The 24,772-nt window shown below is 70.3% G+C and carries 24 protein-coding genes and 1 pseudogene; 16 read left to right on the top strand and 9 right to left on the bottom strand.

Annotation, left to right across the window (positions count from 1 at the left end; all coding sequences use genetic code 11):
* Positions 1-192: 192 nt before the first annotated feature.
* Entirely contained in the window at positions 193-1,308 is a 1,116-nt protein-coding gene (locus EDF19_RS13615) for a mannose-1-phosphate guanylyltransferase (RefSeq protein WP_123681415.1), read from the bottom strand.
* A gap of 166 nt (positions 1,309-1,474) precedes the next feature.
* Between EDF19_RS13615 and EDF19_RS13610 the strand changes: the two genes are divergently transcribed.
* The 6 genes from EDF19_RS13610 (at position 1,475) to EDF19_RS13585 (ending at position 7,023) form a co-directional block, all read left to right on the top strand.
* The gene (locus EDF19_RS13610) at positions 1,475-2,710 is read left to right on the top strand and encodes a glycosyltransferase family 1 protein (protein ID WP_260217183.1); all 1,236 of its coding nucleotides are present in this window, start codon (positions 1,475-1,477) and stop codon (positions 2,708-2,710) included.
* Between the two features lie 78 nt (positions 2,711-2,788).
* Positions 2,789-3,238, top strand: coding sequence for a succinate dehydrogenase, cytochrome b556 subunit (sdhC, locus tag EDF19_RS13605; RefSeq protein ID WP_123681413.1), 450 nt, complete (start codon positions 2,789-2,791; stop codon positions 3,236-3,238).
* 13 nt (positions 3,239-3,251) lie between these two features.
* Positions 3,252-3,698: a succinate dehydrogenase, hydrophobic membrane anchor protein gene (gene sdhD, locus EDF19_RS13600; RefSeq protein ID WP_123681412.1), complete on the top strand. Its 447-nt coding sequence runs from the start codon at positions 3,252-3,254 to the stop codon at positions 3,696-3,698.
* Positions 3,699-3,747: 49 nt separating this feature from the next.
* A complete protein-coding gene (sdhA, locus tag EDF19_RS13595; RefSeq protein ID WP_260217182.1) occupies positions 3,748-5,541 on the top strand; it encodes a succinate dehydrogenase flavoprotein subunit in 1,794 nt (597 codons plus the stop codon).
* Between the two features lies 1 nt (position 5,542).
* Positions 5,543-6,313, top strand: coding sequence for a succinate dehydrogenase iron-sulfur subunit (locus EDF19_RS13590; RefSeq protein WP_123681411.1), 771 nt, complete (start codon positions 5,543-5,545; stop codon positions 6,311-6,313).
* 65 nt (positions 6,314-6,378) lie between these two features.
* Positions 6,379-7,023: a TNT domain-containing protein gene (locus tag EDF19_RS13585; protein ID WP_123681410.1), complete on the top strand. Its 645-nt coding sequence runs from the start codon at positions 6,379-6,381 to the stop codon at positions 7,021-7,023.
* A 70-nt stretch (positions 7,024-7,093) separates the two neighbouring features.
* Here the strand turns inward: EDF19_RS13585 and EDF19_RS19405 are convergent, their stop codons facing one another.
* From EDF19_RS19405 to ptsP, 8 genes are all read right to left on the bottom strand, one after another.
* Complete coding sequence (locus EDF19_RS19405) at positions 7,094-7,831, bottom strand: DUF805 domain-containing protein (RefSeq protein ID WP_123681409.1); 738 nt, start codon at positions 7,829-7,831, stop codon at positions 7,094-7,096.
* Complete coding sequence (locus tag EDF19_RS13575; protein WP_123681408.1) at positions 7,828-8,418, bottom strand: DUF805 domain-containing protein; 591 nt, start codon at positions 8,416-8,418, stop codon at positions 7,828-7,830. The genes EDF19_RS19405 and EDF19_RS13575 overlap by 4 nt, the downstream gene beginning before the upstream one ends.
* A gap of 80 nt (positions 8,419-8,498) precedes the next feature.
* Entirely contained in the window at positions 8,499-9,119 is a 621-nt protein-coding gene (locus EDF19_RS13570; RefSeq protein ID WP_311317118.1) for a DUF805 domain-containing protein, read from the bottom strand.
* Positions 9,116-10,093, bottom strand: coding sequence for an NADP-dependent oxidoreductase (locus EDF19_RS13565; protein ID WP_123681533.1), 978 nt, complete (start codon positions 10,091-10,093; stop codon positions 9,116-9,118). Before EDF19_RS13565 ends, EDF19_RS13570 begins: the two co-directional genes overlap by 4 nt.
* A gap of 169 nt (positions 10,094-10,262) precedes the next feature.
* Complete coding sequence (locus EDF19_RS13560; RefSeq protein WP_123681407.1) at positions 10,263-11,420, bottom strand: mannitol-1-phosphate 5-dehydrogenase; 1,158 nt, start codon at positions 11,418-11,420, stop codon at positions 10,263-10,265.
* On the bottom strand, positions 11,417-11,854 hold the full coding sequence (locus EDF19_RS13555) for a PTS sugar transporter subunit IIA (RefSeq protein ID WP_123681406.1): 438 nt from the start codon (positions 11,852-11,854) through the stop codon (positions 11,417-11,419). The genes EDF19_RS13560 and EDF19_RS13555 overlap by 4 nt, the downstream gene beginning before the upstream one ends.
* Before the next feature lie 74 nt (positions 11,855-11,928).
* Complete coding sequence (locus EDF19_RS13550; RefSeq protein ID WP_185022853.1) at positions 11,929-13,482, bottom strand: PTS mannitol transporter subunit IICB; 1,554 nt, start codon at positions 13,480-13,482, stop codon at positions 11,929-11,931.
* Between the two features lie 65 nt (positions 13,483-13,547).
* The gene (gene ptsP, locus EDF19_RS13545) at positions 13,548-15,203 is read right to left on the bottom strand and encodes a phosphoenolpyruvate--protein phosphotransferase (RefSeq protein ID WP_123681404.1); all 1,656 of its coding nucleotides are present in this window, start codon (positions 15,201-15,203) and stop codon (positions 13,548-13,550) included.
* Between the two features lie 252 nt (positions 15,204-15,455).
* On the opposite strand from ptsP, the gene EDF19_RS13540 reads away from it, so the two are divergent.
* The 10 genes and pseudogenes from EDF19_RS13540 to EDF19_RS13495 all read left to right on the top strand — a co-directional run bounded on the left by EDF19_RS13540 (position 15,456) and on the right by EDF19_RS13495 (position 24,765).
* On the top strand, positions 15,456-16,226 hold the full coding sequence (locus EDF19_RS13540) for a DeoR/GlpR family DNA-binding transcription regulator (RefSeq protein ID WP_123681403.1): 771 nt from the start codon (positions 15,456-15,458) through the stop codon (positions 16,224-16,226).
* A gap of 70 nt (positions 16,227-16,296) precedes the next feature.
* Entirely contained in the window at positions 16,297-16,569 is a 273-nt protein-coding gene (locus EDF19_RS13535) for an HPr family phosphocarrier protein (protein ID WP_123681402.1), read from the top strand.
* A gap of 138 nt (positions 16,570-16,707) precedes the next feature.
* Positions 16,708-17,550: an exodeoxyribonuclease III gene (locus EDF19_RS13530; RefSeq protein WP_123681401.1), complete on the top strand. Its 843-nt coding sequence runs from the start codon at positions 16,708-16,710 to the stop codon at positions 17,548-17,550.
* A gap of 41 nt (positions 17,551-17,591) precedes the next feature.
* Positions 17,592-18,602 (top strand): tryptophan--tRNA ligase, encoded by a 1,011-nt coding sequence (trpS, locus tag EDF19_RS13525; RefSeq protein WP_123681400.1) that lies wholly within the window; start codon positions 17,592-17,594, stop codon positions 18,600-18,602.
* 2 nt (positions 18,603-18,604) lie between these two features.
* Positions 18,605-19,153: a GNAT family N-acetyltransferase gene (locus EDF19_RS13520; protein WP_123681399.1), complete on the top strand. Its 549-nt coding sequence runs from the start codon at positions 18,605-18,607 to the stop codon at positions 19,151-19,153.
* Positions 19,154-19,198: 45 nt separating this feature from the next.
* Positions 19,199-20,275, top strand: coding sequence for a bifunctional diaminohydroxyphosphoribosylaminopyrimidine deaminase/5-amino-6-(5-phosphoribosylamino)uracil reductase RibD (ribD, locus tag EDF19_RS13515; RefSeq protein ID WP_260217196.1), 1,077 nt, complete (start codon positions 19,199-19,201; stop codon positions 20,273-20,275).
* 29 nt (positions 20,276-20,304) lie between these two features.
* Positions 20,305-20,928, top strand: a pseudogene (gene ribA / locus EDF19_RS13510) (GTP cyclohydrolase II); the annotation flags it as partial.
* A 188-nt stretch (positions 20,929-21,116) separates the two neighbouring features.
* Positions 21,117-22,496, top strand: coding sequence for an MFS transporter (locus EDF19_RS13505; RefSeq protein ID WP_123681396.1), 1,380 nt, complete (start codon positions 21,117-21,119; stop codon positions 22,494-22,496).
* Between the two features lie 144 nt (positions 22,497-22,640).
* Entirely contained in the window at positions 22,641-22,856 is a 216-nt protein-coding gene (locus EDF19_RS13500; RefSeq protein WP_123292166.1) for a helix-turn-helix domain-containing protein, read from the top strand.
* 7 nt (positions 22,857-22,863) lie between these two features.
* The gene (locus tag EDF19_RS13495) at positions 22,864-24,765 is read left to right on the top strand and encodes an ABC transporter ATP-binding protein (RefSeq protein WP_123681395.1); all 1,902 of its coding nucleotides are present in this window, start codon (positions 22,864-22,866) and stop codon (positions 24,763-24,765) included.
* Positions 24,766-24,772 lie beyond the last annotated feature (7 nt).

Genomic DNA, 24,772 nt, shown 5'->3' with positions numbered 1-24,772 from the left:
GAGCGTGCCCGGACCACGTGCGTTCCGGGCGATCGTGGCGACAGTACACGACCGCCCGGCCGGTACAGGACCCGTTCTGAGCGCCGGAGGGATCAGTTACGGGATCGCGACCGCGCCGAAACGCGCCCGTAACGCGGGGTCACGCCCTGGCCCCCAGTTCGGGGGCATCCGGGGTCATTTCGTGATGGAGCGCTACAGGACGTCCCCGCGGCCGCTGATCTTGAGAGCATCCACCACACTCTTGACCCGCTGCGCGTTGGCGCTGGTGGTCACGAGCAGCGCGTCGGGGGTGTCCACGACGACGATGTCCTCCACCCCGATGAGCGAGATGAGCCGCTGGCTGTGCGAGATCACGATCCCGCTCGACGAGTCCGCGAGGATGCGGGCACCGTCCCCGAGCACGGCCAGGTTGTTCGGCCGACCGCCGGACTGCAGCTTGGCGAGCGAGGCGAAGTCACCCACGTCGTCCCAGTCGAAGTCCCCGGGCACGACCGCCATGCGCCCGGCGGCGGCTGCCGGCTCGGCGACGGTGTAGTCGATCGCGATCTTCTCGAGCGTCGGCCAGACCGCGTCGACGACCGCGCCACGGGCCGAGGTGTCCCAGGCGTCCGCGAGCTCGTTGATGCCGGCCAGCAGCGTCGGGTTGTTCCGGCCGATCTCCTCGAGCAGCACGTCGGCGCGGGCGATGAACATGCCGGCGTTCCACAGGTAGGTACCCTGCTCGACGTACGAGCGGGCGGTGTCGAGGTCGGGCTTCTCGACGAAGGAACGGACCGCGTGGGCGGTCGGCGCCCCCTCGATGTCGAGCGTCTCCCCGTGCGCGTGGATGTAGCCGAAGCCGATCGCGGGCTCGGTCGGCGTGATGCCGATGGTGGTGATGTACCCGGCACGGGCGACGGCGACGGCCTCGCGGACGGACCGTCGGAACCCTCGGGCGTCGCCGATCACGTGGTCCGCGGCGAAGGAGCCGACGACCACGTCCGGTTCGCGACGCACCAGGATCGCCGCGGCGAGGCCGATGGCCGCCGTGGAGTCCTTCGGCTCGCTCTCCAGCACCACGTTGTGGTCCTCGACGCCCGGCAGCTGCGACTCGACCGCGACGCGGTGCGCACGGCCGGTCACCACCATGATCCGCTGGTCACCGGCGAGGGGGGCGAGCCGGTCCCAGGTCTGGCGCAACAGCGAGGTGCCGGAGCCGGTCAGGTCGTGCAGGAACTTGGGTGCGTCCGCGCGCGACAGCGGCCACAGTCGCGATCCGATGCCCCCTGCGGGGATGATCGCGTAGAAGTCTTCGAGAGCGTCAGCCACGCGCTCACCGTACCGGTCCCGCCACGGGGTTCCTGGATGGTCTCCGCACGATTTCCGCATGCGGACTCCCGCAGGGCCGACCGTCGCGTTGTTCACCCGTCGCCGCCGGGATGTTCACGTCGTCGGCCCCGCCGGGTCACGTGTCCCCCGGAGCATGGGCAGCACCATGAGCGCACGCAGCGTGGAGCGCGGCACGTCCCCCCGGACCGTCGCCGTCGTGACCGAGAGCTTCCTGCCCACCCTCAACGGCGTGACCACCAGCGTCCTGGCGGTCCTCGACCACCTGGAACGCCGTGGCCACCGCGCGGTCGTCATCGCACCGGACACCCCGGGACTCGCGCAGTTCCGCTCCCGCAGCAGCCTCGAGCGCTACCGGTCCTTCGACGTGCACCGGATCCCCGCCGTCGCGTACCGGCAGTTCCCGGTCGCGCTCCCCCACCCGGTCCTCGACACGATCCTCGCCGCCTCCGGCGCCGACGTGCTCCACGCCGCGAGTCCGTTCCTGTTGGGTGGGCGCGCGATCACGGCAGCCGGGAGGCGCGGCATCCCTTCCGTCGCCGTCTTCCAGACCGACGTGGCCGGTTTCGCCCGCCGCAACGGCTTGACGGCGACCGTCCCGTTGGTGCGCAGGATCCTCGGCCGGATCCACGCCGGTGCCTCGCTGACGCTCGCCCCGTCGAGCGCGACCGCGGCGATGCTCGCCGAGGACGGCGTCCCCCGCGTCGCGCGCTGGGGCCGAGGCGTCGACACGGAGCTCTTCCACCCGTCGCGCCGGGACTCCGCGCACGTGCGGGCGCTCCGGCGTCGGATCGCTCCGCGGGGCGAGACGATCGTCGGGTACGTCGGACGGCTGGCCCCGGAGAAGGAGGTCGAGCGGCTCGCCGAGCTCGGCGGCATCCCAGGCATCCGGGTCGTCGTCGCCGGCGGCGGTCCGTCCCGTGCCGTGCTCGAGCGGCGGCTGCGGCACCTGGACGTCACGTTCACCGGACCACTCCGCGGCGACGCCCTCGCCGATGCGTACGCGACGCTGGACCTCTTCGTGCACACCGGTCCTGCCGAGACGTTCGGACAGACCCTCCAGGAAGCGCACGCCTCGGGACTGCCCGTGATCGCCCCGGCGTCTGGTGGTCCGCTCGACCTGGTCGCGCCGGGACTCGACGGCGAGCTCTACGACCCCGACGTGCCGCAGGCCCTGCGACAGGCGGTCCTGCGGCTCCACCAGGACCGTGCGCTCACGGACCGGATGGGGTCGGCCGGCCGTCTCCGGGTGGAGGGCACCACCTGGGAGGCCGTCGGGGACCAGCTCCTCGCGCACCACGACACGGCACGGACCATCGGCGCGCCGCCCGTGGGGCGGGGCCTCCGGGCCGCTCGGGACGAGAACGTCAGCACAAACGCATAGGATGGGTCCGTTCCGACACGAACACGAACGGCAAGGGCTCGCCGATCGGGCGAGCCCGTCCTACGGAAGGACGAGCTCATGGCTGAGCGCACCGGCGGGAGCACGGCGACCGCTGTCCCCGAAGTGACGATCGAGGCGCCCCGCGCCTCTCGGAAGCTCGAGGGCACGCTGTACCGCGGCTCGACCGGCATGTGGTCGTGGGTCCTGCACCGGATCACCGGCGTCGCCATCTACTTCTTCCTGCTGGTGCACATCCTCGACACCGCCCTCGTCCGCCTCTCGCCCGAGGCCTACAACGCGGTCATCGGCACGTACAAGACCCCGATCATGAACCTCGGCGAGATCGCCCTGGTCATGGCCATCGTCTTCCACGCGTTCAACGGCCTGCGGATCATCCTGGTCGACTTCTGGTCCAAGGGGCCGAAGTACCAGCGGGCCATGTTCTGGATCGTCATCGTCCTCTGGGCGATCGCGATCGCGGGCTTCCTGCCCCGCCAGCTCATGAACCTCGTCGCGGACTTCAACTAGAGGGGCACGGAAGATGACCACGCAGATCGTCGAACCTCCCCGTTCCGCCGCGGCCGCACGCCGCACCACCAACTGGGAGAAGTGGGGCTGGATCTACATGCGCGGCTCGGGCGTCCTGCTCGTCGTGCTGATCTTCGGCCACCTCTTCGTCAACATGGTGGCGGGCGAGGGCGTCAAGCAGATCGACTTCGCCTTCGTCGCCGGCAAGTGGGCCAACCCGTTCTGGCAGGTGTGGGACTCGCTCATGCTGGTTCTGGCGCTCATCCACGGTTCCAACGGCATGCGCACGATCGTCAACGACTACGTGTCGAAGCCGGGCATCCGCAAGACGCTGCTCGTGGCGATCCTCGTCGCGTGCGTCGTGCTGATCGTCCTCGGCCTGCTCGTCTGCTGGACGTTCGACCCGTGCCCCGCCGGTGCCGCCGCCGCGGACCTGCCCTCGTTCTGCCCGGCGCAGTAGCACCACCCCTGCTGCTGCCCGTTCTCCCATCGTCGACGGAAAGACCCCTGTGACCGACACCACCGTGCACCACCACCAGTTCGACATCGTCATCATCGGCGCAGGAGGCGCGGGCATGCGCGCCGCGATCGAAGCCGGTCCGAAGGCGAAGACGGCCGTCATCTCGAAGCTGTACCCGACCCGCTCGCACACCGGTGCGGCGCAGGGCGGCATGGCGGCGGCCCTCGCGAACGTCGAAGAGGACTCGTGGGAGTGGCACACCTTCGACACGATCAAGGGCGGTGACTACCTGGTCGACCAGGACGCCGCCGAGATCCTCGCGAAGGAAGCCATCGACGCCGTCATCGACCTCGAGAACATGGGCCTGCCGTTCAACCGCACGCCCGAGGGCAAGATCGACCAGCGGCGCTTCGGCGGCCACACCCGCGACCACGGCAAGTCCCCGGTCCGTCGTGCGTGCTACGCCGCCGACCGCACCGGCCACATGATCCTGCAGACGCTGTTCCAGAACTGCGTGAAGCTCGGCGTCGAGTTCTACAACGAGTTCTACGCGCTCGACCTCATCATGGTCGACGTCGTCGGCGAGGACGGCGTCACCCGCAAGCAGCCTGCCGGCGTCGTCGCCTTCGAGCTCGCGACCGGCGAGCTCCACGTCTTCCACGCGAAGGCGATGATCTTCGCCACCGGCGGCTTCGGCAAGATGTACAAGACCACCTCGAACGCGCACACCCTGACCGGCGACGGCGTCGGCATCGTGTGGCGCACCGGCCTGCCGCTCGAGGACATGGAGTTCTTCCAGTTCCACCCGACCGGGCTCGCCGGCCTCGGCATCCTGCTCACCGAGGGTGCTCGTGGTGAGGGTGCGATCCTCCGGAACGCCTCGGGCGAGCGCTTCATGGAGCGGTACGCCCCGACCATCAAGGACCTCGCACCCCGCGACATCGTCGCCAGGTGCATGGTGCAAGAGGTCGCAGAGGGCCGCGGTGCCGGACCGAACAAGGACTACGTGCTGCTCGACTGCACGCACCTGGGTGCCGAGGTCCTCGAGACCAAGCTGCCGGACATCACCGAGTTCGCGCGCACCTACCTCGGTGTCGACCCGGTGGTGGAACCGGTGCCCGTGATGCCGACCGCGCACTACGCGATGGGTGGCATCCCGACGAACACCGACGCCCAGGTGCTCTACGACAACACCACGGTCGTCCCCGGCCTCTACGCCGCCGGCGAGTGCGCCTGTGTCTCGGTGCACGGCTCGAACCGTCTCGGCACGAACTCGCTCCTCGACATCAACGTCTTCGGCAAGCGCTCGGGCAACAACGCCGCCGAGTGGGTCAAGACGGCCGAGTTCCTCCCCCTGCCGGAGGACCCGGCTGCCGGCGTCCGGGCCATGCTCGACCAGCTGCGCGCCTCGACGGGCACCGAGCGCATCGCCGTCCTCCGCAAGGAACTCCAGGACGAGATGGACAAGAACGCCCAGGTGTTCCGCACCGACGAGTCGCTCGCCCGGGTCACCGAGACGATCCACACGCTCCGGAACCGCTTCATGCAGGTCTCCGTGCAGGACAAGGGCAAGCGGTTCAACACCGACCTGCTCGAGGCCGTCGAGCTCGGGTTCCTGCTCGACCTGGCCGAGGTCGTCGTCTACTCCGCCCGCAACCGCAAGGAGAGCCGCGGCGGCCACATGCGCGACGACTACCCGAAGCGCGACGACGAGAACTACATGCAGCACACGATGGCGTACCTGACGGGCGACCCGCACTCGTCGCTCGCCGACGACCACATCACGCTCGACTGGAAACCAGTCGTCGTGACGCGGTACCAGCCGATGGAGAGGAAGTACTGAGATGACCGACACCCTGGTCTCCGACGCACCCCGGACCGACACGACCGACGCGCCTCCCGGGTCCTTCTCCGTCACGCTGATCATCCGTCGCTTCGACCCGGACGTCGACGACGAGCCGCGCTGGCAGGACTTCGACGTCATGATGCTGCCGACCGACCGCATCCTCGACGCCCTGCACAAGATCAAGTGGGACCAGGACGGCTCGCTGACCTTCCGGCGCTCCTGCGCGCACGGCGTCTGCGGGTCGGACGCGATGCGCATCAACGGTCGCAACCGTCTGGCGTGCAAGACCCTGATCAAGGACCTCGACGTCTCGAAGCCCATCTACGTCGAGGCGATCAAGGGCCTGCCGCTCGAGAAGGACCTCGTCGTCGACATGGAGCCCTTCTTCAAGTCCTTCCGCGAGGTCCAGCCGTTCCTGCAGCCGGCGACGGCACCCACCCCGGGCAAGGAGCGCATCCAGTCCGTGGCCGACCGTGCCCGGTTCGACGACACCACGAAGTGCATCCTCTGCGCCGCGTGCACCTCGTCGTGCCCGGTCTTCTGGACCGACGGTCAGTACTTCGGCCCGGCCGCGATCGTGAACGCGCACCGCTTCATCTTCGACTCCCGTGACGACGCCGCGAACGTCCGGCTGGACATCCTCAACGACAAGGAAGGCGTGTGGCGCTGCCGCACCACCTTCAACTGCACCGACGCGTGCCCGCGTGGCATCCAGGTGACGAAGGCCATCTCCGAGGTCAAGCAGGCCGTCATGCGGGGCCGTGCCTGACATCCGACGTCGACGCTCGGCGTCGTCCAAGGCTCGCCCGAGACTCCACCGATAGGCTCCGGACCATGACGTTCGCGGACACCCGCCCCATCCTCGACCAGCTCGGCTACACGATCCGCTACGTGCAGCTCCCCGGCGAGACCCTGCACGAGCCGCCGGTCGAGGGTGCGCTCCGCGTGGTCCCGGCCGAGGGCTCCGGCGACTTCGCGCTCGAGGTCGTCGACTACGGCACCGCCCGCCGCCTCGCCACCGCCCGTGGTGAAGAGGACGCGGTCGAGATGCTCCGACGGTTCCTGAACCGTCCGTTCCCGGCGCCGCGGGACATCCCCCGGCACGAGCTCGAGGGGCTCCGCGACCGTGCGGCGTCGACGTACCCGCAGCTCGCGCAGCAGGTGTCGCAGGCCGGCGAGCAGGGGCTCACCATCCAGATCCCGACCGGCGTCCCCGTCGACCGCATCGGTGGCCCGGACGGCTACCTGCTGCACCCGATCGACACCCCGCTGCCCAGCCGTTCGCTGCCGCCGCACGTCGCCGGCGCACCGGAGACCCACCGCTACCTGGTCGAGCGGCCCTTCATGGTGACCGTCCGCTTCGTGCAGCCGTGGTTCGAGCAGCCCGGTGGCGCGCTCCGCTTCCAGATCGCGGACCCGTCGCTGACCATCCGTGACCTGGTCGTCGACGGGTCGCTCTCGCGTCTCCGGGTCGTCTGACCCCTCGCACGACCGAAGTCGGCCCGCACCGCGCAGTCGCGCAGTGCGGGCCGACTTCGGTTCTGCGGTGCTACGGCTGGTCGGGGCGGTCGTACTGGGCGCCGGCCGGGTTCGGCGGCAAGCAGCCGAAGACGATCGCGGCGATGCCGACGAACAGCGCGATCAGCCAGAACGGTCCGGCGAGGTTCGCGTCGTGCACCCGCCGCCACCCGAGCGCGATGTTCGGCACGATGGTCGCGAGCCACCAGAGCCCGAACAGGATCAGCAGGATGAAGACCCAGAACGGCGGAGCACCGTCGGTGTGGGTGTAGCCGTACTCGTCGGTGGTCGAGTTCGCGACGCTCCACGAGATGATGCCGGCGATGAACCCGCCGTAGAGCACGATCGTGACGATCGCGTTCGCGAGGATCCAGTACCAGAACTCACCACGGCTGGCGCGGCCGTCGAACCGGGCGTACTTCTTGAAGAACCGGGTGAACGCGTCGAGGAACCCGATGCCGTACCACGGGGCCCAGAGCGGCGGGGCACCGTCGGGGCCGACCGGGATCGGCTTCCCGTACTGCGGGTACGGGTCGGCGTAGGGCTGCGCGTACCCGGGCTGCTGGCCGTAGGGCTGCTGCCCGTACCCGGGCTGCTGGCCGTAGGGCTGCGCGTACCCGGGCTGCTGCCCCTCCGGCTGCTGCCCGTACCCGGGCTGCTGCCCCTGCGGCTGCTGCCCGGCCTGGCCGTACCCCGGCTGCTGTCCGTTCGACTGCGGCTCCCCGTCACCCGAGCGCGGCTGGCCCCACTGCGGCGTGTCGTTGCTCATCGTGCACCAGTGGGTCGGTCGAACCGTTCGCCCTGCGGGTTCGACGGCAGGAACATCATGATGAACACCGCGAGCGCCCCGAGGAACGGGATGAGCAGCAGGAGTGCGAAGAACCCGCTGACGTTCGCGTCGTGCAGGCGGCGGACGATGAGTGCGAGCGTCGGGATGACGAGCACGAGGAACACGATCAGTCCGGGGACACTCGCCACCGGGTCGGTCGTCATGGACGAGAACCCGACCGACGTGGACGTCGTCGTGGTGGTCGTCGTCCCCGTCGCTGCGACGAGGATGCTGGAGACGATCGACAGGGCGACGCCGATGATCGCGCTCCAGAGGTACCACCACCAGTACTCGCTGCGGCTCGCGCGGCCGCTGAACGTGGCGTACTTCTTGAAGAACCGCGTGAACGCCTTGCCGAACGAGATGCCGTACCACGGTGCCCAGAGCGGCGGTTCGCCGTTCGTCCCCGTCGCCGGCGGCTGACCGTACTGCGGTGTACCGCCGTACGGCTGCGCCCCGCCCTCGGGGTCCTGGTACCCGCCGGGCTGCTGCCCGTACGGGTTCTGCGGTGGGTTCTGGTCGCTCACGGGGTCCCCCTCGAGTTGTGCTGTGGTCGGGTCAGAGTCAACCAGAACACACGAGGACGCGTCAGGGACGTGACGCCGTGCTATCCCGCCTGTGGGCGGTCGTACTGCTGCCCCTGCGGGTTCGACCCGATCAGCCCGATGACGAGCGAGAACACGACGCCGACCGGCGGGATGATGAACAGCAGTGCGAGGAGCCCGCTGAGGTTCACGTCGTGCAGACGCCGAACGGTGAGGGCGATGAAGCCGAGCGCGCAGGCCAGTGCCCAGAGTCCGTCGAAGCCGCGGGAACCGTCGGCGACGCCGTTGCCGATCAGGCCGGCGGCGACCGAGCCGATCACGTACCAGAGCGCCCAGAACCAGTACTCCGACTGGCTCGCGCGACCGTCGAACCGGACGTACTTCTTCCAGAACCGCGTGAAGGCCTTCGGGAACGAGATCCCGTACCAGGGTGCCCAGAGCGGCGGCTCGCCCTGGGTCGCAGGCTGCTCCCCGTACGGCTGCAACTGCGGCTGTTGTCCGTACGGCGGCTGCTGGGCGGACGGCTGCTGCTGCGCGTACGGGTCCTGCGCCTGCCCGTACGGCGGCTGTGCCCCGTAGGGCGGCTGCGCCCCGTACGGCGGCTGCTGCCCGGCGGGCGGCTGCTGCCCGTACGGGTCCTTCGGCTGCTGTCCGTAGGGATCCTGGGGGTACTGGTCGCTCACGAGTTCGTTCCTTCCGGCGGCGTGCTGTCGGTCCGCTCAGAGTCTGGCACGAGTGCGAGCTTCCCACCGGGGTGCCCGGACTCCAGCAGCGCTGCAGCATCCCGGGCATCGGCGAGCGGGAAGGTCCGCGCCACGGGGACCTCGAGCCCTCCGGCGCCCGCCAGGTCGATCAGGCGCTGGCGCACCGAGTCCCGGAACGCCTTGCTCGCCGGCTGTGCCCCACCCACCACGGCGATGCCGTCCGACGATGCCCGTGCCGGCGCCGCGATCGTCACGATCCGTGCGCGGTCCGCGACCAACGCGAGCGACACGTCGACGGCCTCGTCGGTGCCGACGCAGTCCAGCGCCACGTCGATCCCGGAGGGTGCGATCGACCGCACCCGTGCCTCCAGGCCGTCGCCGTACGCCACCCACTCGCCGCCGAAGCGACGGACGACGTCGGCACCCCGCTCGGAGGCCGTGCCGATCACCCGCGCGCCGAGCAGCCGGAGCTGCTGCAGCAGGCTGACGCCGACCGCTCCGGACGCACCGTGCACCAGCACGGTGTCGCGGCCCTCGGCACGGGTCACGCGGAGCATGTCGGCAGCGGTCGTGCCGGCGAGGAGCAGGTTCGCGGCCTCCGGGAAGCCGATCGCCTCGGGCTTCGCGAAGACGTCGGACGCCGGCACCGTGAGCGCCGACGTCCAGCCGCCGGTGACGCGGAACGCGAGGACCTCGTCGCCGACCGCTCCCCCGCCGGAGGCGATCTCGGTGTCAGGGCCGACGGCACTGATCACGCCGGCGACCTCGTAGCCGACGGCCATCGGCAGGTCCGCGGGGTCGCCCTGCCGGGTGTGCTTCGTGTCCGCGGGGTTCATGCCGGCGGCGCGCACGGCGATGGTGACCTCGCCGGGACCGGGAGCGGGGACGTCGGTCTCCACGAACTCCAGGACCTCGCTGCCGCCGAACCGTGGTGCCGCCCAGTGCTTCGTCATGCCGGTGACGCTACGCGTCGATCCCACGGGACGGACGGGCGCGGTGCACCCGACGCACCCGACGAGCACGACGAGCACGACGCACCAGACGCACGTGACGCGACCCGGAACGGACGGGAGGCGCGGTGCCAGCTGGCACCGCGCCTCCCGTCCGAATGTGGGGACGTCGCTACGCGCGCACCGAACGCACCCGGTCCGCGAACGCGGCGTGCAGCGGGTGCTGCTCGTCGAGCCCGGTGATCTGCGTGACGACCTCGGCGTCGGAAGCGTCCGACGCCAGGAGCGCCTGGAGCTCGACGCTCTGCTCGTCGTCGGCGACGTCGAAGCGGAGTGCCGCACCCATCGCGTCGAGGAGCGCCGTCGGCTCGTTGCCGTCCTCGGCCAGTGCGGCCGCGGGCGAGACGAAGCGCTCGTCGCGCGACAGCTTCCGGAGCGGCTGACGGCCGACGCGGGTCACGGTGTCGGGCAGGTGCGGGTTCTCGAACCGCGCGATGATCGCCTGCACGTAGGCGCGGTGCACCTCGGGGTCGAGCTCGTGGCGGCGGACGAGCAGGTCGCTCGTCTCGGCGAGCACGGCCTCGAGCTCGGAGCGCACGGCGGGGATCGCGATGGCGTCGGAGATCTTGTCCGCGCCCGCGACGAAGCCGTGGTACGCGACGGTGGCGTGGCCGGTGTTCACCGTGAAGAGCTTGCGCTCGATCGAGGCGGCGAGCCCGTCGACGTAGTGCGCACCGGGGATCTCCGGCTCGTTCCCACCGAACGGGGTGCGGTCGATGGCCCACTCGAAGTAGGTCTCGACGGTGACGTCGAGGCCGGCACCCTCGGGCTGCGCGGGGACGATGCGGTCCACGGCGGTGTTCGCGAAGACGGCCTTGGCGAGGGCCTCGTCACGGCCGTCGGCGGGCAGCGCGTCCACGATGAACTCGCGCAGGCGGTCGGTGGCGTTCAGGGCGTTCTCGCACGCCATCACGGCGATCGGCGCAGCCGAGGCGTCACGAGCGACCAAGGCCCGCGCGATCACCGGCGCGATGAACTTCAGGACGTTCGGGCCGACGGCACACGTGACGATCGCGGCGGACGCGATCTCGGCGACGACACCGTCCTCGTCCTGGGCGCTGTTCAGGGCCCGGAAGTTCGTGACGACGTGGTCCTGGGCACCGGTCCCGACCTCGTGCACCGTGTAGGAGTCAGCGGCGGCGAGTGCGTCGATCAGCGGTGCGGCCACATCCGCGAAGACGACCTCGTAGCCCGCCTCGTGCAGGAGCAGCCCGACGAAGCCGCGGCCGATGTTCCCGGCGCCGAAGTGGACGGCGGTCGTGGTGCTCACTCGTTGACCTCGCCGAGGATCGACAGGATCGCGCTCGTGTCGGCGGCGTCGGTGAGCTTCTGGACCTCGTCCTCGTCGGAGAACACGATCGCGATCTTCGACAGGATGTCGAGGTGCTCGTTGTTCACGCCGGCGATGCCGACGACGAAGCGCACCGGGTTGCCGTCCCAGTCGATCGGGGTGGCGTAGCGGATGAACGACAGCGCCGAGGTCTTGATGGCGTCCTTCGCGTCGTTCGTGCCGTGCGGGATCGCGAGGAAGTTGCCCATGTACGTGGACACGCTCTTCTCACGCTCGAGCATCGCCGGGTAGTAGTCCGCGGTCACCGCGCCCGCAGCCTCGAGGATCTCGGCCGCCTCCTTCATCGCCTCCGACTTGGTCGGCGCGGTGTCCTCGGTGTGGATGCGGATCTGGCTCTCCTGCAGGACGGGCATCGGTGGTTCTCCTTGTTGTTCGAGGACGTGATGGAGGGGACGGCGTTCGCCGTCCCCTCCGATACTGCACTTCGTTACTGGTTCTTGAGCTGTTCGACGACTTCGTCGTACTGCGGCGCGTTCATGAAGTTGCCGACCGACACGTGCTGCGCGTTCGGGTTCTTCTGCTTGGCGCGGTCCGTCAGTTCCTCCTGCGTGATGATCAGGTCCTCGTCACCGGACAGGTTCGCGATCGCCTTGTTGGTGACCGTGACCCCCTCGATGCCCGCCTTCTTGATCTTGTTGCGCAGGACGCTGGCACCCATGGCGCTCGAGCCCATGCCGGCGTCGCAGGCGAAGACCAGGTTCTGGACCTTCGTCGCCGTGGTGGTCGCCGAGCCGACGCCACCGAGCGAGGCCTCGGCCTCTTCCTCGTTGGCCGGGGAGTTGTTGCCGAGGAGCCCAGCGGTCGCCGAGTTGACGTCGCGGCCCTTGTTCGCCTGGAGCTTGGCCATCGCGGCGGTCATGTCGCCACCACCGGTCGCCAGGTCACGCTTGCGGGTCGCGATGAGGAAGAACGACGCGACCGCGAACGACACCGCGGCGGACAGGATCACGGAGAGGATGACACCGAGGAAGCTGTCCTTCGCCGTGGCACCGAGGACCGCGAAGATCGATCCGGGCGACGCCGGGGCGACGAGGCCGGAGTGGAACGCGACGTTGGTCGCGACACCCGTGGCACCACCGAGGATGACGGCGATGAACAGGACCGGCTTCTGCAGCACGTACGGGAAGTAGATCTCGTGGATGCCACCGAGGAACTGGATGATGATCGCGCCGGGAGCGGTCGAGCGAGCGATGCCGACACCGAAGAAGGTGAAGGCGAGCAGGATGCCGAGACCGGGGCCGGGGTTCGCCTCGAGCAGGAACAGGATCGACTTGCCGGACTCCGCCACCTGCTGCGCACCGAGCTGGTCGAGCACACCGTGGTTGATGGCGTTGTTCAGGAAGAAGACCTTGGCCGGCTCGATGATGACGCTGGCGAGCGGCAGCAGCGAGTGCTGGACGAGGAAGTTCACCGCGTCGCCGAGGCCCTCGGCGATGAGCTTGAAGAGCGGGGCGAGCCAGAAGAACCCGACCATCGCCAACGCGAAGCCGAGGATGCCTGCCGCGTAGTTGTTGACGAGCATCTCGAAGCCGGGCTTGATCTTGCCGTCCCAGATCTTGTCGATCTGCTTGATGAGGTACGCGCCGAGCGGCCCGCAGATCATCGCGCCGAGGATCATCGTCGTGCCGTTGGCACCGATGATGACACCCATGGTCATGATCGAGCCGACCACGGCACCGCGGGTCTCGTAGACCATCCGGCCACCCTGGATCGCGATCGCGAGCGGGATGAGGTAGGTCAGGATCGGGCCGACGAGGCCGATGTTGGCGACGCCGCCGGTCTCACCGAAACCGCCGAGGATGCCGACCGGCGTCCATCCGGTCTCGATGAAGAACGCGGTGATGATGCCCCACGCGATGAAGATCGCGATGTTGGGCATGACCATGCCGGAGAGGAACGTGCCGAACTTCTGAACGGCGACGCGTGCGCCGCCCCGCGAGTTCGCGGGTGCGTCGGGCGCTGCAACGGACGACGTTGTCATGTGCGGTGACTTTCTGTGTGGTGGAGCTGCTGCTGGTGCGGAAGGGGTGGTGGGGTGGTGCTGGCTCAGGCGGCGTGCGCCGCGGCCGCGGCGGACTTGGCGGCCGCCGCCGTGCTCGCGGCGAGTGCCGCCTGGGCCATCTCACGGGCCTGCTCGAGCGTGTGGTTGCCGAGCTCGGCACGCACGTCGGCCAGGGCCGCGGGAGTCATGGAGAGGGTGGTGGCGCCGAGACCGACGAGGACGACGGCGAGCAGCGGGTCGGCTGCGGCCTCACCGCAGATGCCGACGGGCTTCCCAGCGTCGGCGCCGGCCGCTCCGAGCTGCGCGACGAGGCGCAGGACGGCGGGGTGCCACGGGTCCTGGTACGAGGCGACGGTGCCGAGCATGCGGTCGGCGGCCATCGTGTACTGGGTCAGATCGTTCGTGCCGATCGACACGAAGTCCGCGTTCTGGAAGACCTGCTCGGCCATCAGGGCGAGCGAGGGCACCTCGGCCATCACGCCGGCGGTGCGGATCCCGAGCTCGCGCGCGAGGGTGACGAAGTACTCGGTCTCCTCGGCGTCGGCGACCATCGGGGCCATCACCCAGAGGTCGGCCTCGGTCGCGGCGTCGGCCTGCGCGAGGGCGGTGAGCTGGTCGCGCAGCACCTCGGGGTGGTTCCGGAGGGCCCGGAGTCCACGGCGACCGAGCGCCGGGTTCTCCTCGTCCTTGTCGGTGAGGAACGGCAGCGGCTTGTCGGCGCCGGCGTCGAGTGCGCGGACGACGACCTTCTTGCCCGGGAACGCGGCGAGGAGCTGTCGGTAGGACTCGGTCTGCTCGTCGACGGTCGGCGCCTTCGGCGAGTCGAGGAAGAGGAACTCGGTGCGGAAGAGCCCCACGCCCTCCGCACCGAGAGCAACGGCACCCGCGGCGTCGGCGGGGCTGCCGAGGTTCGCGAGCAGGGGCACGACGTGGCCGTCGGCCAGGGCACCGGCGGTGAGCGGTGCGGCGGCTGCGGCGAGGCGGTCGGCGATGCGCTGCTCGACCTCGGCCACGAGCGACTCGGACGGCTCGGTGACCACGGTGCCGGCGACGGAGTCGACGACGATCGCCTGCCCGTCGACGAGGTCGTCGGCCCCGGTCACGCCGACGATCGCGGTGATGCCCTTGGCGCGGGCGAGGATCGCGGTGTGCGACGTCGGGCCGCCGTCACGGGTGACGAGTGCGAGCACCTTGTCGAGGTCGAGGAGTGCGGTGTCGGCCGGCGCGAGGTCACGGGCGACGAGCACGAAGGGGGTGTCCGACTCGGGGACGCCCGGAGCGTGCACGCCGCGGAGCTTCGCGATGATGCGCTGGGCGACGTCGTCGAGGTCGGCCGCGCGCTCCCCCATGTAGCCGCCCATGCCGACGAGCAGGTCGCGGAACTGCGCGAACGCCTCGTACACGGCACGCTCGGCGTTGGTGCCGCCGTCGATGCGGGTGTGCACGTCGTCGAGGAGCGTCGGGTCCTGCGCCATCAGCGCCTGCGCCTCGAGCACGGCCTGGGCGTCGCCACCGGCGAGCTGTCCGCGCTTGTTCAGGTCCTCTGCCACCGCGGCGAGTGCGGCGTGCACAGCCTGCTTGGCATCGTCCGCCGAGCCCTGCAGCGCGTCCTTCGACGGTTCGCCGAGGGGGTCCGCCATGCGGAGCACGGGGCCGTGGGCGACGCCACGGCCGACGCCGGTGCCGAGCAGTTCGGACATTCGAGACTCCTTCATCTCACACGCGCTTGCGGTGGGGTCTTCGTTCGGTGCGCGCACGGCTGAGACGGGACCTCGCCGGTGCGGCTGAGCAGCACACTACCCCGATCCGCGTTGACAAACAAACACATCCGGGGATAAAAATGCAGAAACAGATGCCCGTTTGCGTCTGGCCGCGATCCGGAACCGGACACGACCGTCCGACACGTGCCCGAGCATGTCCGTTCCGTTCCGACCCTGAGACGACGAGGTCCGATGTACGCACCAGAACGCCACCAGCGCATCGTCGAGCAGGCGCGCGCGCACGGCCGGGTGGACGTCAAGGAGCTCGCCGAACTGCTCGAGGTGACGCCGGAGACCATCCGCCGTGACCTGACGAGCCTCGAGCGCCGCGGGTTGGTCCGACGGGCGCACGGCGGCGCGATCCCGGTCGAGCGCATCACGATCCACCCCGGCGTCGGCGACCGCGGCGGCATCAACCAGACCGAGAAGATGGTCATCGCCGAGGCCGCGCTCGAGGAACTGCCCGAGAACGGCTCGATCATGATCGACGCCGGCACGTCGACGATCTGCCTCGCCGAGATGCTCCCGCCCGACCGCGGACTCACCGTCGTCACGCACTCGTTGCCGGTCGCGATGGCCGTCGCGAACCGCCCGGGCATCGACCTGCACCTGCTCGGCGGGAACATCCGCAGCGACTCGCTCGCCGGCGTCGGCACGTGGACGCACCAGCTCATCGGCATGGTGAGCGTCGACGTCGCCTTCGTGAGCATCAACGGGATCACCCCGGAACGCGGCCTGACGACCCACAACATGGCCGAGGCCGCGGTGAAGTCCGCCATGATCAAGTCCGCCAGGCGGAGCATCCTGCTCGCCGACCACACCAAGTTCGGGCGCGAGGAGTTCGGCCGCGTCGCACCCCTCGCCGCCATCGACACGATCATCACCGACCCCGCCGTCAACCTCGACCTGGTCCGCGAGGTCGAGGCCGCCGGCACCGAGGTCTTCTGGCCCGGTCGACCCTGACCGCCGCCCGGACCCGCCCCACCCGGCGCTCGCTAGCATGAGCGCACCACCCATCGACAGGAGTACATCGATGTCCGAAGCCACCCGCACCGTGACCGTCGCGAGCGCGTCCGGCCTGCACGCCCGCCCCGCTTCCCTCTTCGTCCAGACCGTGACGGCGTCGGGCCACCAGGTCACGATCGCCAAGGGCGAGAAGTCCGGCAACGCCGGCAGCATCCTCGCCCTGCTCGGCCTCGGCATCGAGAACGGCGACGAGGTCGCGCTCACCGTGACCGGTGACGACGCCGAGACGACGGCCGACAGCCTGGTCGAGTTCCTGCAGACGGACCACGACGCGGCCTGATCACGCGGGTCGCGTCCTGCACGCGACCACGAGACGGACGGGAGGCACGGTGCCAGCTGGCACCGTGCCTCCCGTCCGTCGTCCGGTCGTGACCAGGGCCGTCCAGGGGTGTCGGCGCCCGCCGATAGGGTGGTCTGCATGACACGCCTGCGCCTCGCATCCGTCAACGTGAACGGCGTCCGCGCCGCGTTCCGCAAGGGGATGGGCGACTGGCTCGCCACGCGCGACGTCGACGTGCTGGCCCTGCAAGAGGTCCGTGCGTCGAGCGACGACCTCGCCGGACTCCTCGGCGACGAGTGGGACATCGTGCACGACCCGGCATCGGCGAAGGGCCGCGCGGGCGTCGCCATCACGTCCCGGCACCAGGCGCAGATCCACCGCGTCGAGCTCGGCCCGACCGAGTTCGACTCCGCCGGCCGCTGGCTCGAGGCCGACTACGAGATCGACGGCACCCTGGTGACCGTCGTCTCGACCTACGTGCACTCGGGCGAGGTCGGCACCGAGAAGCAGGACGAGAAGTGGAAGTTCCTCGACGCGATGACCGAGCGCCTGCCGAAGCTCCGCGAGCACAACCCGCTCGCGGTCGTCGTCGGTGACCTCAACGTCGGGCACGACGAGCGCGACATCAAGAACTGGAAGGGCAACGTCAAGCGGGCGGGCTTCCTGCCGCGCGAGCGTGCGTACTTCTCCCGCTTCTTCGGCGCGGACGGCGAACCGGTCGAGGGCGCAGACGGCTCGACGGGCCCCGGGCTCGGCTGGGTCGACGTCGGCCGTGCGCAGGCCGGTGACGTCGAGGGGCCGTACACGTGGTGGTCCTGGCGCGGGCAGGCGTTCGACAACGACACGGGCTGGCGCATCGACTACCAGATGGCCACGCCCGACCTCGCCGCGAAGGTCACGGAGTACACGGTCGACCGCGCCGCGGCGTACGACCAGCGATGGTCCGACCACGCCCCCGTGGTCGTCGACTACGAACTCTGACCACTTCTTCTCCGCTTCACCTGACGCACCGGAGCACCACCATGACCAAGACCCGCATCTTCTCGGGCATCCAGCCGTCGGCCGGTTCCCTGCACCTCGGCAACTACGTCGGGGCCCTGATGCAGTGGCGCGACCTGCAGGACGACTTCGACGCCATCTACTGCGTCGTCGACATGCACGCGATCACCTCGCCGCAGGACCCGGCCGGGCTCCGGGCGAGCACGCGGGCGACGGCGGCGCAGTACATCGCCTCGGGCATCGACCCGACGAAGTCGACGCTGTTCGTCCAGTCGCACGTGCCGGCGCACGCCGAGCTCGCCTGGGTGCTCAACACCCTGACCGGCTTCGGCGAGGCCAGCCGGATGACCCAGTTCAAGGACAAGTCGGCACGCCAGGGCGCCGAGGCCGCGTCGGTCGGGCTCTTCACGTACCCGGTCCTGATGGCCGCGGACATCCTGCTCTACGACACGAAGGTCGTGCCGGTCGGCGACGACCAGCGGCAGCACGTCGAGCTCACCCGTGACCTCGCCGGGCGGTTCAACTCGCGGTTCGGCGACACGTTCGTGGTGCCCGAGGCCCGGATCGGCACCGAGACCGCCCGCATCTACGACCTGCAGGACCCGACGAGCAAGATGAGCAAGTCCGCGGCGTCGGACAACGGCCTGATCCGCCTGCTCGACGACCCGAAGCGCACCGCGAAGAAGATCAAATCGGCCGTCACCGACGCCGAGCGCGAGATCCGGGCCGACCGTCAGGCGAAGCCCGGTGTGACGAACCTGCTCGCGATCCTGTCGGCCTTCAGCCGCACCCCCGTCGCCGAGCTCGAGGCCTCGTTCGTGGGCAAGGGCTACGGCGACCTGAAGGGCGCGGTCGCGGACGCCGTCGTGGCCGAGCTGGAGCCCGTGCGTGCCCGGACGCTCGAGCTGCTCGACGACCCGGCCGAGCTCGACCGGCTGCTCGCCGTCGGGGCGGACCGCGCGGAGTCCATCGCCCTCGAGACCCTGGCGCGGGTCTACGACCGCATCGGCTTCGTCCCGCGCTCCCGCGGCTGACGATGCTCCCCGTCACGCTGGAATCCGCCCGGGTCCGACTCGACGTCCCGACCCGGGCGGACGCTCCGGCGATCACCGCTGCCTGCCAGGACCCCGACGTCGTGCGCTGGACCACGGTCCCGTCGCCGTACTCCTCGCGGGACGCGACGACCTTCGTCGATGCCCTCGTCGGTCCGGGCTGGGCGTCGGACCGCGAGTACACGTGGGCGATCCGTCGCCCCGGATCGACGTGGCTCGAGGGCATCGTCGGGTACCGGACCGCCGGGCGCGACCTCGGGTTCTGGCTCGCGCCGTCCGCTCGGGGCGCCGGGCTCATGCACGACGCCGTGGAGCTCGTCGTCGACTGGGCCGTCGGCCAGGGTGCACCGGACGTGTACTGGGAGTGCTACGTCGGCAACACCGCCTCGGCCGCGGTCGCCCGGCGCGCGGGGTTCTCGTACACGGGGACGGCCGATGCCCGGGTGCCGGGGCGCGACGGTGGTCCGACGCCAGCGTGGACGGCGCTCCGACGAGCCGACGGCTCCCCGGCGTCCGACCTGGCCTGGCCGTAGGCTCGATCCGTGAGCGGAACGGCACGACCCACCGAGGTCCGGGCGATGCGCCGCGGGCTCGAACTCGCGGCCCTCGGCCCCGTCGTCGGCGACCACGCGCGCGTCGGCGCGGTGATCCTCTCCCCCACCGGGGACGTCCTCGCCGAGGGCTGGCACAAGGGCGCCGGGACACCGCACGCCGAGGTCGACGCGATGGCGAAGGTCGACCCGTCGCTCCTCCGCGGCGCGACCGCGGTCGTCACACTCGAGCCCTGCAACCACACCGGGCGCACGGGCCCCTGCGCCGTCGCGCTCCTCGAAGCCGGCGTCGCCCGCGTCGTGTACGCGATCGACGACCCCGGCGCGGACGTCCACGGCGGCGCCGACCGACTCCGCGCCGCCGGGGTCGAGGTGGTGTCCGGGGTCCTCGCCGACCAGGCCGAGGCGTTCCTCGAACGCTGGCTCCTGTCGGTCCGCCTCGGCCGCCCGTGGGTGACCGTGAAGTGGGCCTCGAGCCTCGACGGACGGGCTGCCGCGGCCGACGGCACGAGCAAGTGGATCACCGGCGCCGCCGCACGGCAGCACGTCCACGAGCAGCGCGCGGCGCACGACGCGATCCTCGTCGGCACCGGCACGGTCCTCGCCGACGACCCGAGCCTGACCGCCCGCGGCGACGCCGGCGAGCTCCTCGCCGACCAGCCGCTCCCGGTCGTGCTCGGCGACCGGCCCGTCCCCGCTGACGCCGCGGTCCGGCAGCACCCGCGCGGCCTCGTCACGCTGTCCGGCCACGACCTCGCCGCCGCGCTCGGTGCACTGCGCGGGCACGGCGTGCACTCCGTCTTCGTCGAGGGTGGTCCGACCGTCGCCTCCGCACTCATCGCCGCCGGGCTCGTCGACGAGTACCTCGTGTACATCGCGCCCGTCCTGATCGGTGGGCCCCGTGTCGCGCTCGACGACCTCGGGGTGGGAAGCATCTCCGGACGTCGGCGGTTGGACGTACTATCGACCACCAGCCTCGGCCCCGATCTGCTGGTCCGAGCCCGACCGCAGCGCGCGCAGCACCAGCACCTCCAGCACGACCAGCAGCACGCAGCACCCGGGCACGGCGACGACGGGCCCACGAACGACCGGAGCACCCCATGACCGACGCGCTGACCTCCCCCACGCCGGGCAGCCCGGTCCAGTTCGAGGTGTCCACGAACGTCCCGACCACGCACGGCACGTTCCAGATGCGCGCGTACCGCGACCTCGTCACCGGCGCCGAGCACGTCGCCATCATCGGCACCGCACCGGACGGCTCGACCCCCGGCGACGGCGCCCTCGTGCGCGTGCACTCCGAGTGCCTGACCGGCGAGGCCTTCGGGTCGCTGAAGTGCGAGTGCGGCCCGCAGCTCGACGCCGCCCTCGACACCATCGCGGCCGAGGGCGGGGTGGTCGTCTACCTGCGCGGGCAAGAGGGGCGCGGCATCGGCCTCATCAACAAGCTCAAGGCCTACCGCCTGCAAGAGGACGGTCTCGACACGCTCGACGCCAACCTGGCGCTCGGCTTCCCCGCCGACTCCCGTGCGTACGGCGGTGCCGCGGGCATCCTGGCCGACCTCGGCATCACGCGCGTCCGGCTGCTCTCGAACAACCCCGAGAAGCGCCGGCAGCTCGAGGAGCACGGCATCACCGTCGAGTCGCTCGTCCCGCTCGTCGTCGGGGTCTCCGCGCAGAACGCCGGCTACCTCGACACCAAGCGCGACCGGATGGGGCACCAGCTGCCCGCACACCTCGAGGCCGGTGCCGCCAGCTGACTCTGGGCTGATTCGCAGGTGGGCGACATCTGTCGTACGATGTTGTCTTCCGTCACAAGCGGTCCCCCACCAACCGAACGCACCCGATCGGTGCCCGCGCCACCCTGCGCGAACCGATCGGTGTCCGCCGTTTCGGGTATCCGTGCTCCCTGCCAGGAGTGCGCACCACGGAAGACCACACGACACCCATGACCGCCGCACCGGCACCAGCAACCCCGACCTCAGCTCCGGCACCAGCCAGCAACCCGCGCTCGCGCGTCGTCATCGCCAGCCTCGTCGGCACGTCGATCGAGTTCTACGACTTCTACGTCTACGCGACCGCTGCGGTCCTCGTCTTCCCGACGCTCTTCTTCCCGAACGAGGACCCGACGGCCTCGCAGCTGTCGTCCTTCGTCACCTTCGCACTGGCGTTCTTCGCCCGTCCGATCGGGTCGATCATCTTCGGCCACTTCGGTGACCGCGTCGGCCGCAAGACCACCCTCGTCGCGTCGCTGCTCGTCATGGGCACGGCGACGTTCCTCATCGGCTGCCTGCCGACGTTCGGCACGATCGGGGTCTGGGCCCCGGTCCTCCTCGCCGTGATGCGCTTCGCCCAGGGCGTCGGCCTCGGTGGCGAGTGGTCCGGCGCGGCGCTGCTCGCGACGGAGAACGCCCCGAAGGGCAAGCGCGGCGTGTTCGGCTCGATGCCGCAGCTCGGCGCGCCGATCGGCTTCCTGCTCGCGAACGGCCTGTTCATCGCGATCAACGCCGCGATGCCCGCGGGTGCGGACGGCACGCCGAACGCCGACTTCCAGGCGTGGGGCTGGCGCATCCCGTTCCTGCTCTCCGCCGTCCTCGTCATCATCGGCCTCTACGTGCGCTTCAAGCTCGTCGAGTCGCCGGTGTTCCGTGGCGTCCAGGAGTCCGGCACGGTCGCCAAGGTGCCGCTCGGCCGGGTGTTCCGCACCTCGTGGAAGGCGCTCATCATCGGCACCTTCGGCATGGTCGCCACCTATGTGCTCTTCTACTTCATGACGACCTTCACCCTGTCGTACGGCACGACCGGTGCCGAGGCCAGCCCGCTCGTCCCGAAGATCGGCCTCGGGTACAGCCGCGGTGAGTTCCTGACGCTGCTCATGATCGGCGTGGTGTTCTTCGGCATCTTCACCCCGATCGCCGGCATCCTGGCCGACAAGTTCGGCCGCCGGAAGACCCTCATCCCGACGACGATCGGCATCGCGCTGTTCGGTCTGACGTTCCAGTTCTGGTTCGCCGCGTCGCAGGGCCCGATCACCGTGGTCACGTTCCTCATCGTCGGCCTGTCGCTGATGGGCCTGACCTTCGGGCCGATGGGTGCCCTGCTGCCCGAGCTGTTCCCGACGAACGTCCGGTACACCGGCTCGGCGATCGCGTACAACGTCGCGTCGATCCTCGGTGCGTCGCTCGCCCCGACGATCGCCCTGGCGCTGTGGAAGCCCGACGGCAACATCTTCCTGGTCGGGCTCTACCTGACCATCGCCGCCGTGGTGACGCTCGTGGCGCTGCTCTTCGTCCGTGAGACGAAGAGCAAGGAGTTCGCCGACGCCTGAGTCGCGACCCCACGACGGACGGGAGGCACGGTGCCAGCTGGCACCGTGCCTCCCGTCCGTCCGTCGTCGCGTCCAGCGCATCGCGCGACCCTGTCCGTCAACTCAGGTTGACAGATGTCGCTGCGTCAATGTAGGTTGACACGCATGGACCGACCGACGATCACGAGCCTCGCGGCCGGAGCCTCCGGGGACGACCCGTTCTCCGCCCTCGCCAACGTGCGCGAGCTCCGCCGTGAACTCGACCGGACCGAAGAACTCGCTGCCCGTGCCGCCCGCAACGCCGGGGCGTCGTGGCAGGAGATCGCGACCCTGCTCGGTGTCAGCCGACAGGCAGTGCACAAGAAGTACGGCAGAAACTAGGAACACGATGAGTCTCCCCTTCGCGCGCCCCAAGAAGACCGACGGCCCCCGCGCCACCTTCGGCCGCCTGTTGTCCTACCTGTTCGAGAACAAGCCGGCCATGGTCGTCATCATCGTGCTGAGCATCCTCGGCGCCGGGGCGTCGCTCGCGCAGCCACTGCTCGTCAACCAGGTCGTGACGGCGGTGCAGCAGGGCAACACGCTCAGCACGCTCGTCTGGCTGCTCGTCGGGCTCGTCCTGGTCGCCGGCGTCCTGAACGGCGTGCAGCACTTCCTGCTCCAGCGTGCGGGCGAGGGCGTCGTGCTCTCCACGCGCCGCAAGCTCATCGCCCGCATCCTCAACCTGCCGATCTCGGAGTTCGACACCCGCCGCACCGGCGACCTGGTGTCCCGTGTCGGCAGCGACACCACGCTCCTGCGCGCCGTCCTGACCCAGGGCCTGATCGAGTCGATCGGCGGCGCCCTCACGTTCATCGGCGCGATCGTCGCGATGGCGATCATCGACCCGCTGCTGCTCGTGATCGTGGTCGTCATCGTCCTGGTCGCGATCGTGGTCGTCGGCGGGCTGAGCCGGCGCATCCGGATCGCGTCGAAGCGCGCGCAGGAGAAGGTCGGCGACCTGACCGCGGCCGTCGAGCGCGGCATCGGTGCCGTCCGCACCATCCGTGCCGCCGGGGCGACCGAGCGCGAGGTGCACGAGGTCGACGGCCACGCAACGGAGGCCTACCAGCGCGGCCTCGACATCGCGAAGATGTCGGCGTTCGTCGTGCCGGTCGCGAGCATCGTCATGCAGGTGGCGTTCATCGCCGTGCTCGGCGTCGGTGGGGCCCAGGTCGCCGCGGGCACCATCACCATCGCCACGCTCATCACGTTCATCCTGCTGCTCTTCATGATGATCATGCCGCTCGGCCAGGCGATGGGCGCCGCTGTCGCGGTCGCCCAGGCGCTCGGTGCGCTCGGCCGGATCGAGGAGATCCTGCACCTGCCGACCGAGGCGCAGGACGACGCCGCCGCGCGACCGGCTGCCGCGGTCGCCACCGACGACGCCATCGCGTTCGAGCACGTCACGTTCCGGTACGCGGCCCCGGCGGACGCCTCCGGTCCGGACGGCGCCGTCGCGTCCGGTCCGGACGGCTCCGTCGCGTCCGGACCAGACAGCTCCGTTGCGTCCGACTCCACGGTCCGACCGGGAGGCCCGGATCACCGCGACGACGCACGTCGCGCCGACGACGCGGTGCTCCACGACGTGTCGTTCCGTGTCCCGCGTGGCTCGCGTGTGGCACTCGTCGGCCCGTCGGGTGCAGGCAAGTCGACGACCCTGGCCCTGATCGAACGGTTCTACGACCCCACCGAGGGCGTCATCCGGCTCGGCGGCATCGACATCCGCGGCATGGACCGTCAGGAACTCCGCGCCCAGATCGGTTACGTCGAACAGGACGCACCGGTGCTCGCCGGCACCATCCGCGCAAACCTGCTGCTCGGGTCACCGGACGCGACCGAGGACGACTGCGTCCGGGTGCTCGAGGCCGTGAACCTCGGCGAGGTCCTGCACCGTGACCCCCGCGGCCTCGACGCACAGGTCGGCGAGGACGGCGTGATGCTGTCCGGCGGCGAGCGTCAGCGGCTCGCGATCGCCCGCGCTCTGCTCGCCGCTCCCCCGATCCTGCTGCTCGACGAGTCCACGTCGTCGCTCGACGGCGTGAACGAGCAGAAGATGCGACTGGCGATCGACGCCGTGGCCGAGGACCGCACCCTGCTCGTCATCGCGCACCGGCTCTCCACCGTGGTGGACTCCGACGTGATCGTCGTGCTCGAGCACGGCCGGGTCGTCGGCAGCGGTACGCACTCCGAGCTCGTCGAGTCGACGCCGCTCTACCGCGACCTGGCGAAGCACCAGCTGCTCGTGTGAGCGAGAG

Origin of the sequence: Curtobacterium sp. PhB115 (genome assembly GCF_003752025.1) — a bacterium.
In the GTDB taxonomy this organism is placed as follows: domain Bacteria; phylum Actinomycetota; class Actinomycetes; order Actinomycetales; family Microbacteriaceae; genus Curtobacterium.
The sequence above is the reverse complement of the archived record's forward strand: the minus strand, read 5'-3'. Positions and strand labels throughout refer to the sequence as shown.

What these genes read in the sequence shown, in the direction of transcription:
- EDF19_RS13610 (WP_260217183.1), top strand. Translation starts at nt 1,475, where the DNA reads ATGAGCGCACGCAGCGTGGAGCGCGGCACGTCCCCCCGGACCGTCGCC.
- sdhC (WP_123681413.1), top strand. Translation starts at nt 2,789, where the DNA reads ATGGCTGAGCGCACCGGCGGGAGCACGGCGACCGCTGTCCCCGAAGTG.
- sdhD (WP_123681412.1), top strand. Translation starts at nt 3,252, where the DNA reads ATGACCACGCAGATCGTCGAACCTCCCCGTTCCGCCGCGGCCGCACGC.
- EDF19_RS13590 (WP_123681411.1), top strand. Translation starts at nt 5,543, where the DNA reads ATGACCGACACCCTGGTCTCCGACGCACCCCGGACCGACACGACCGAC.
- EDF19_RS13585 (WP_123681410.1), top strand. Translation starts at nt 6,379, where the DNA reads ATGACGTTCGCGGACACCCGCCCCATCCTCGACCAGCTCGGCTACACG.
- EDF19_RS19405 (WP_123681409.1), bottom strand. Translation starts at nt 7,831, where the DNA reads ATGAGCAACGACACGCCGCAGTGGGGCCAGCCGCGCTCGGGTGACGGG.
- EDF19_RS13565 (WP_123681533.1), bottom strand. Translation starts at nt 10,093, where the DNA reads ATGACGAAGCACTGGGCGGCACCACGGTTCGGCGGCAGCGAGGTCCTG.
- EDF19_RS13555 (WP_123681406.1), bottom strand. Translation starts at nt 11,854, where the DNA reads ATGCCCGTCCTGCAGGAGAGCCAGATCCGCATCCACACCGAGGACACC.
- EDF19_RS13550 (WP_185022853.1), bottom strand. Translation starts at nt 13,482, where the DNA reads ATGACAACGTCGTCCGTTGCAGCGCCCGACGCACCCGCGAACTCGCGG.
- ptsP (WP_123681404.1), bottom strand. Translation starts at nt 15,203, where the DNA reads ATGTCCGAACTGCTCGGCACCGGCGTCGGCCGTGGCGTCGCCCACGGC.
- EDF19_RS13540 (WP_123681403.1), top strand. Translation starts at nt 15,456, where the DNA reads ATGTACGCACCAGAACGCCACCAGCGCATCGTCGAGCAGGCGCGCGCG.
- EDF19_RS13535 (WP_123681402.1), top strand. Translation starts at nt 16,297, where the DNA reads ATGTCCGAAGCCACCCGCACCGTGACCGTCGCGAGCGCGTCCGGCCTG.
- EDF19_RS13530 (WP_123681401.1), top strand. Translation starts at nt 16,708, where the DNA reads ATGACACGCCTGCGCCTCGCATCCGTCAACGTGAACGGCGTCCGCGCC.
- trpS (WP_123681400.1), top strand. Translation starts at nt 17,592, where the DNA reads ATGACCAAGACCCGCATCTTCTCGGGCATCCAGCCGTCGGCCGGTTCC.
- EDF19_RS13520 (WP_123681399.1), top strand. Translation starts at nt 18,605, where the DNA reads ATGCTCCCCGTCACGCTGGAATCCGCCCGGGTCCGACTCGACGTCCCG.
- ribD (WP_260217196.1), top strand. Translation starts at nt 19,199, where the DNA reads ATGCGCCGCGGGCTCGAACTCGCGGCCCTCGGCCCCGTCGTCGGCGAC.
- EDF19_RS13505 (WP_123681396.1), top strand. Translation starts at nt 21,117, where the DNA reads ATGACCGCCGCACCGGCACCAGCAACCCCGACCTCAGCTCCGGCACCA.
- EDF19_RS13500 (WP_123292166.1), top strand. Translation starts at nt 22,641, where the DNA reads ATGGACCGACCGACGATCACGAGCCTCGCGGCCGGAGCCTCCGGGGAC.
- EDF19_RS13495 (WP_123681395.1), top strand. Translation starts at nt 22,864, where the DNA reads ATGAGTCTCCCCTTCGCGCGCCCCAAGAAGACCGACGGCCCCCGCGCC.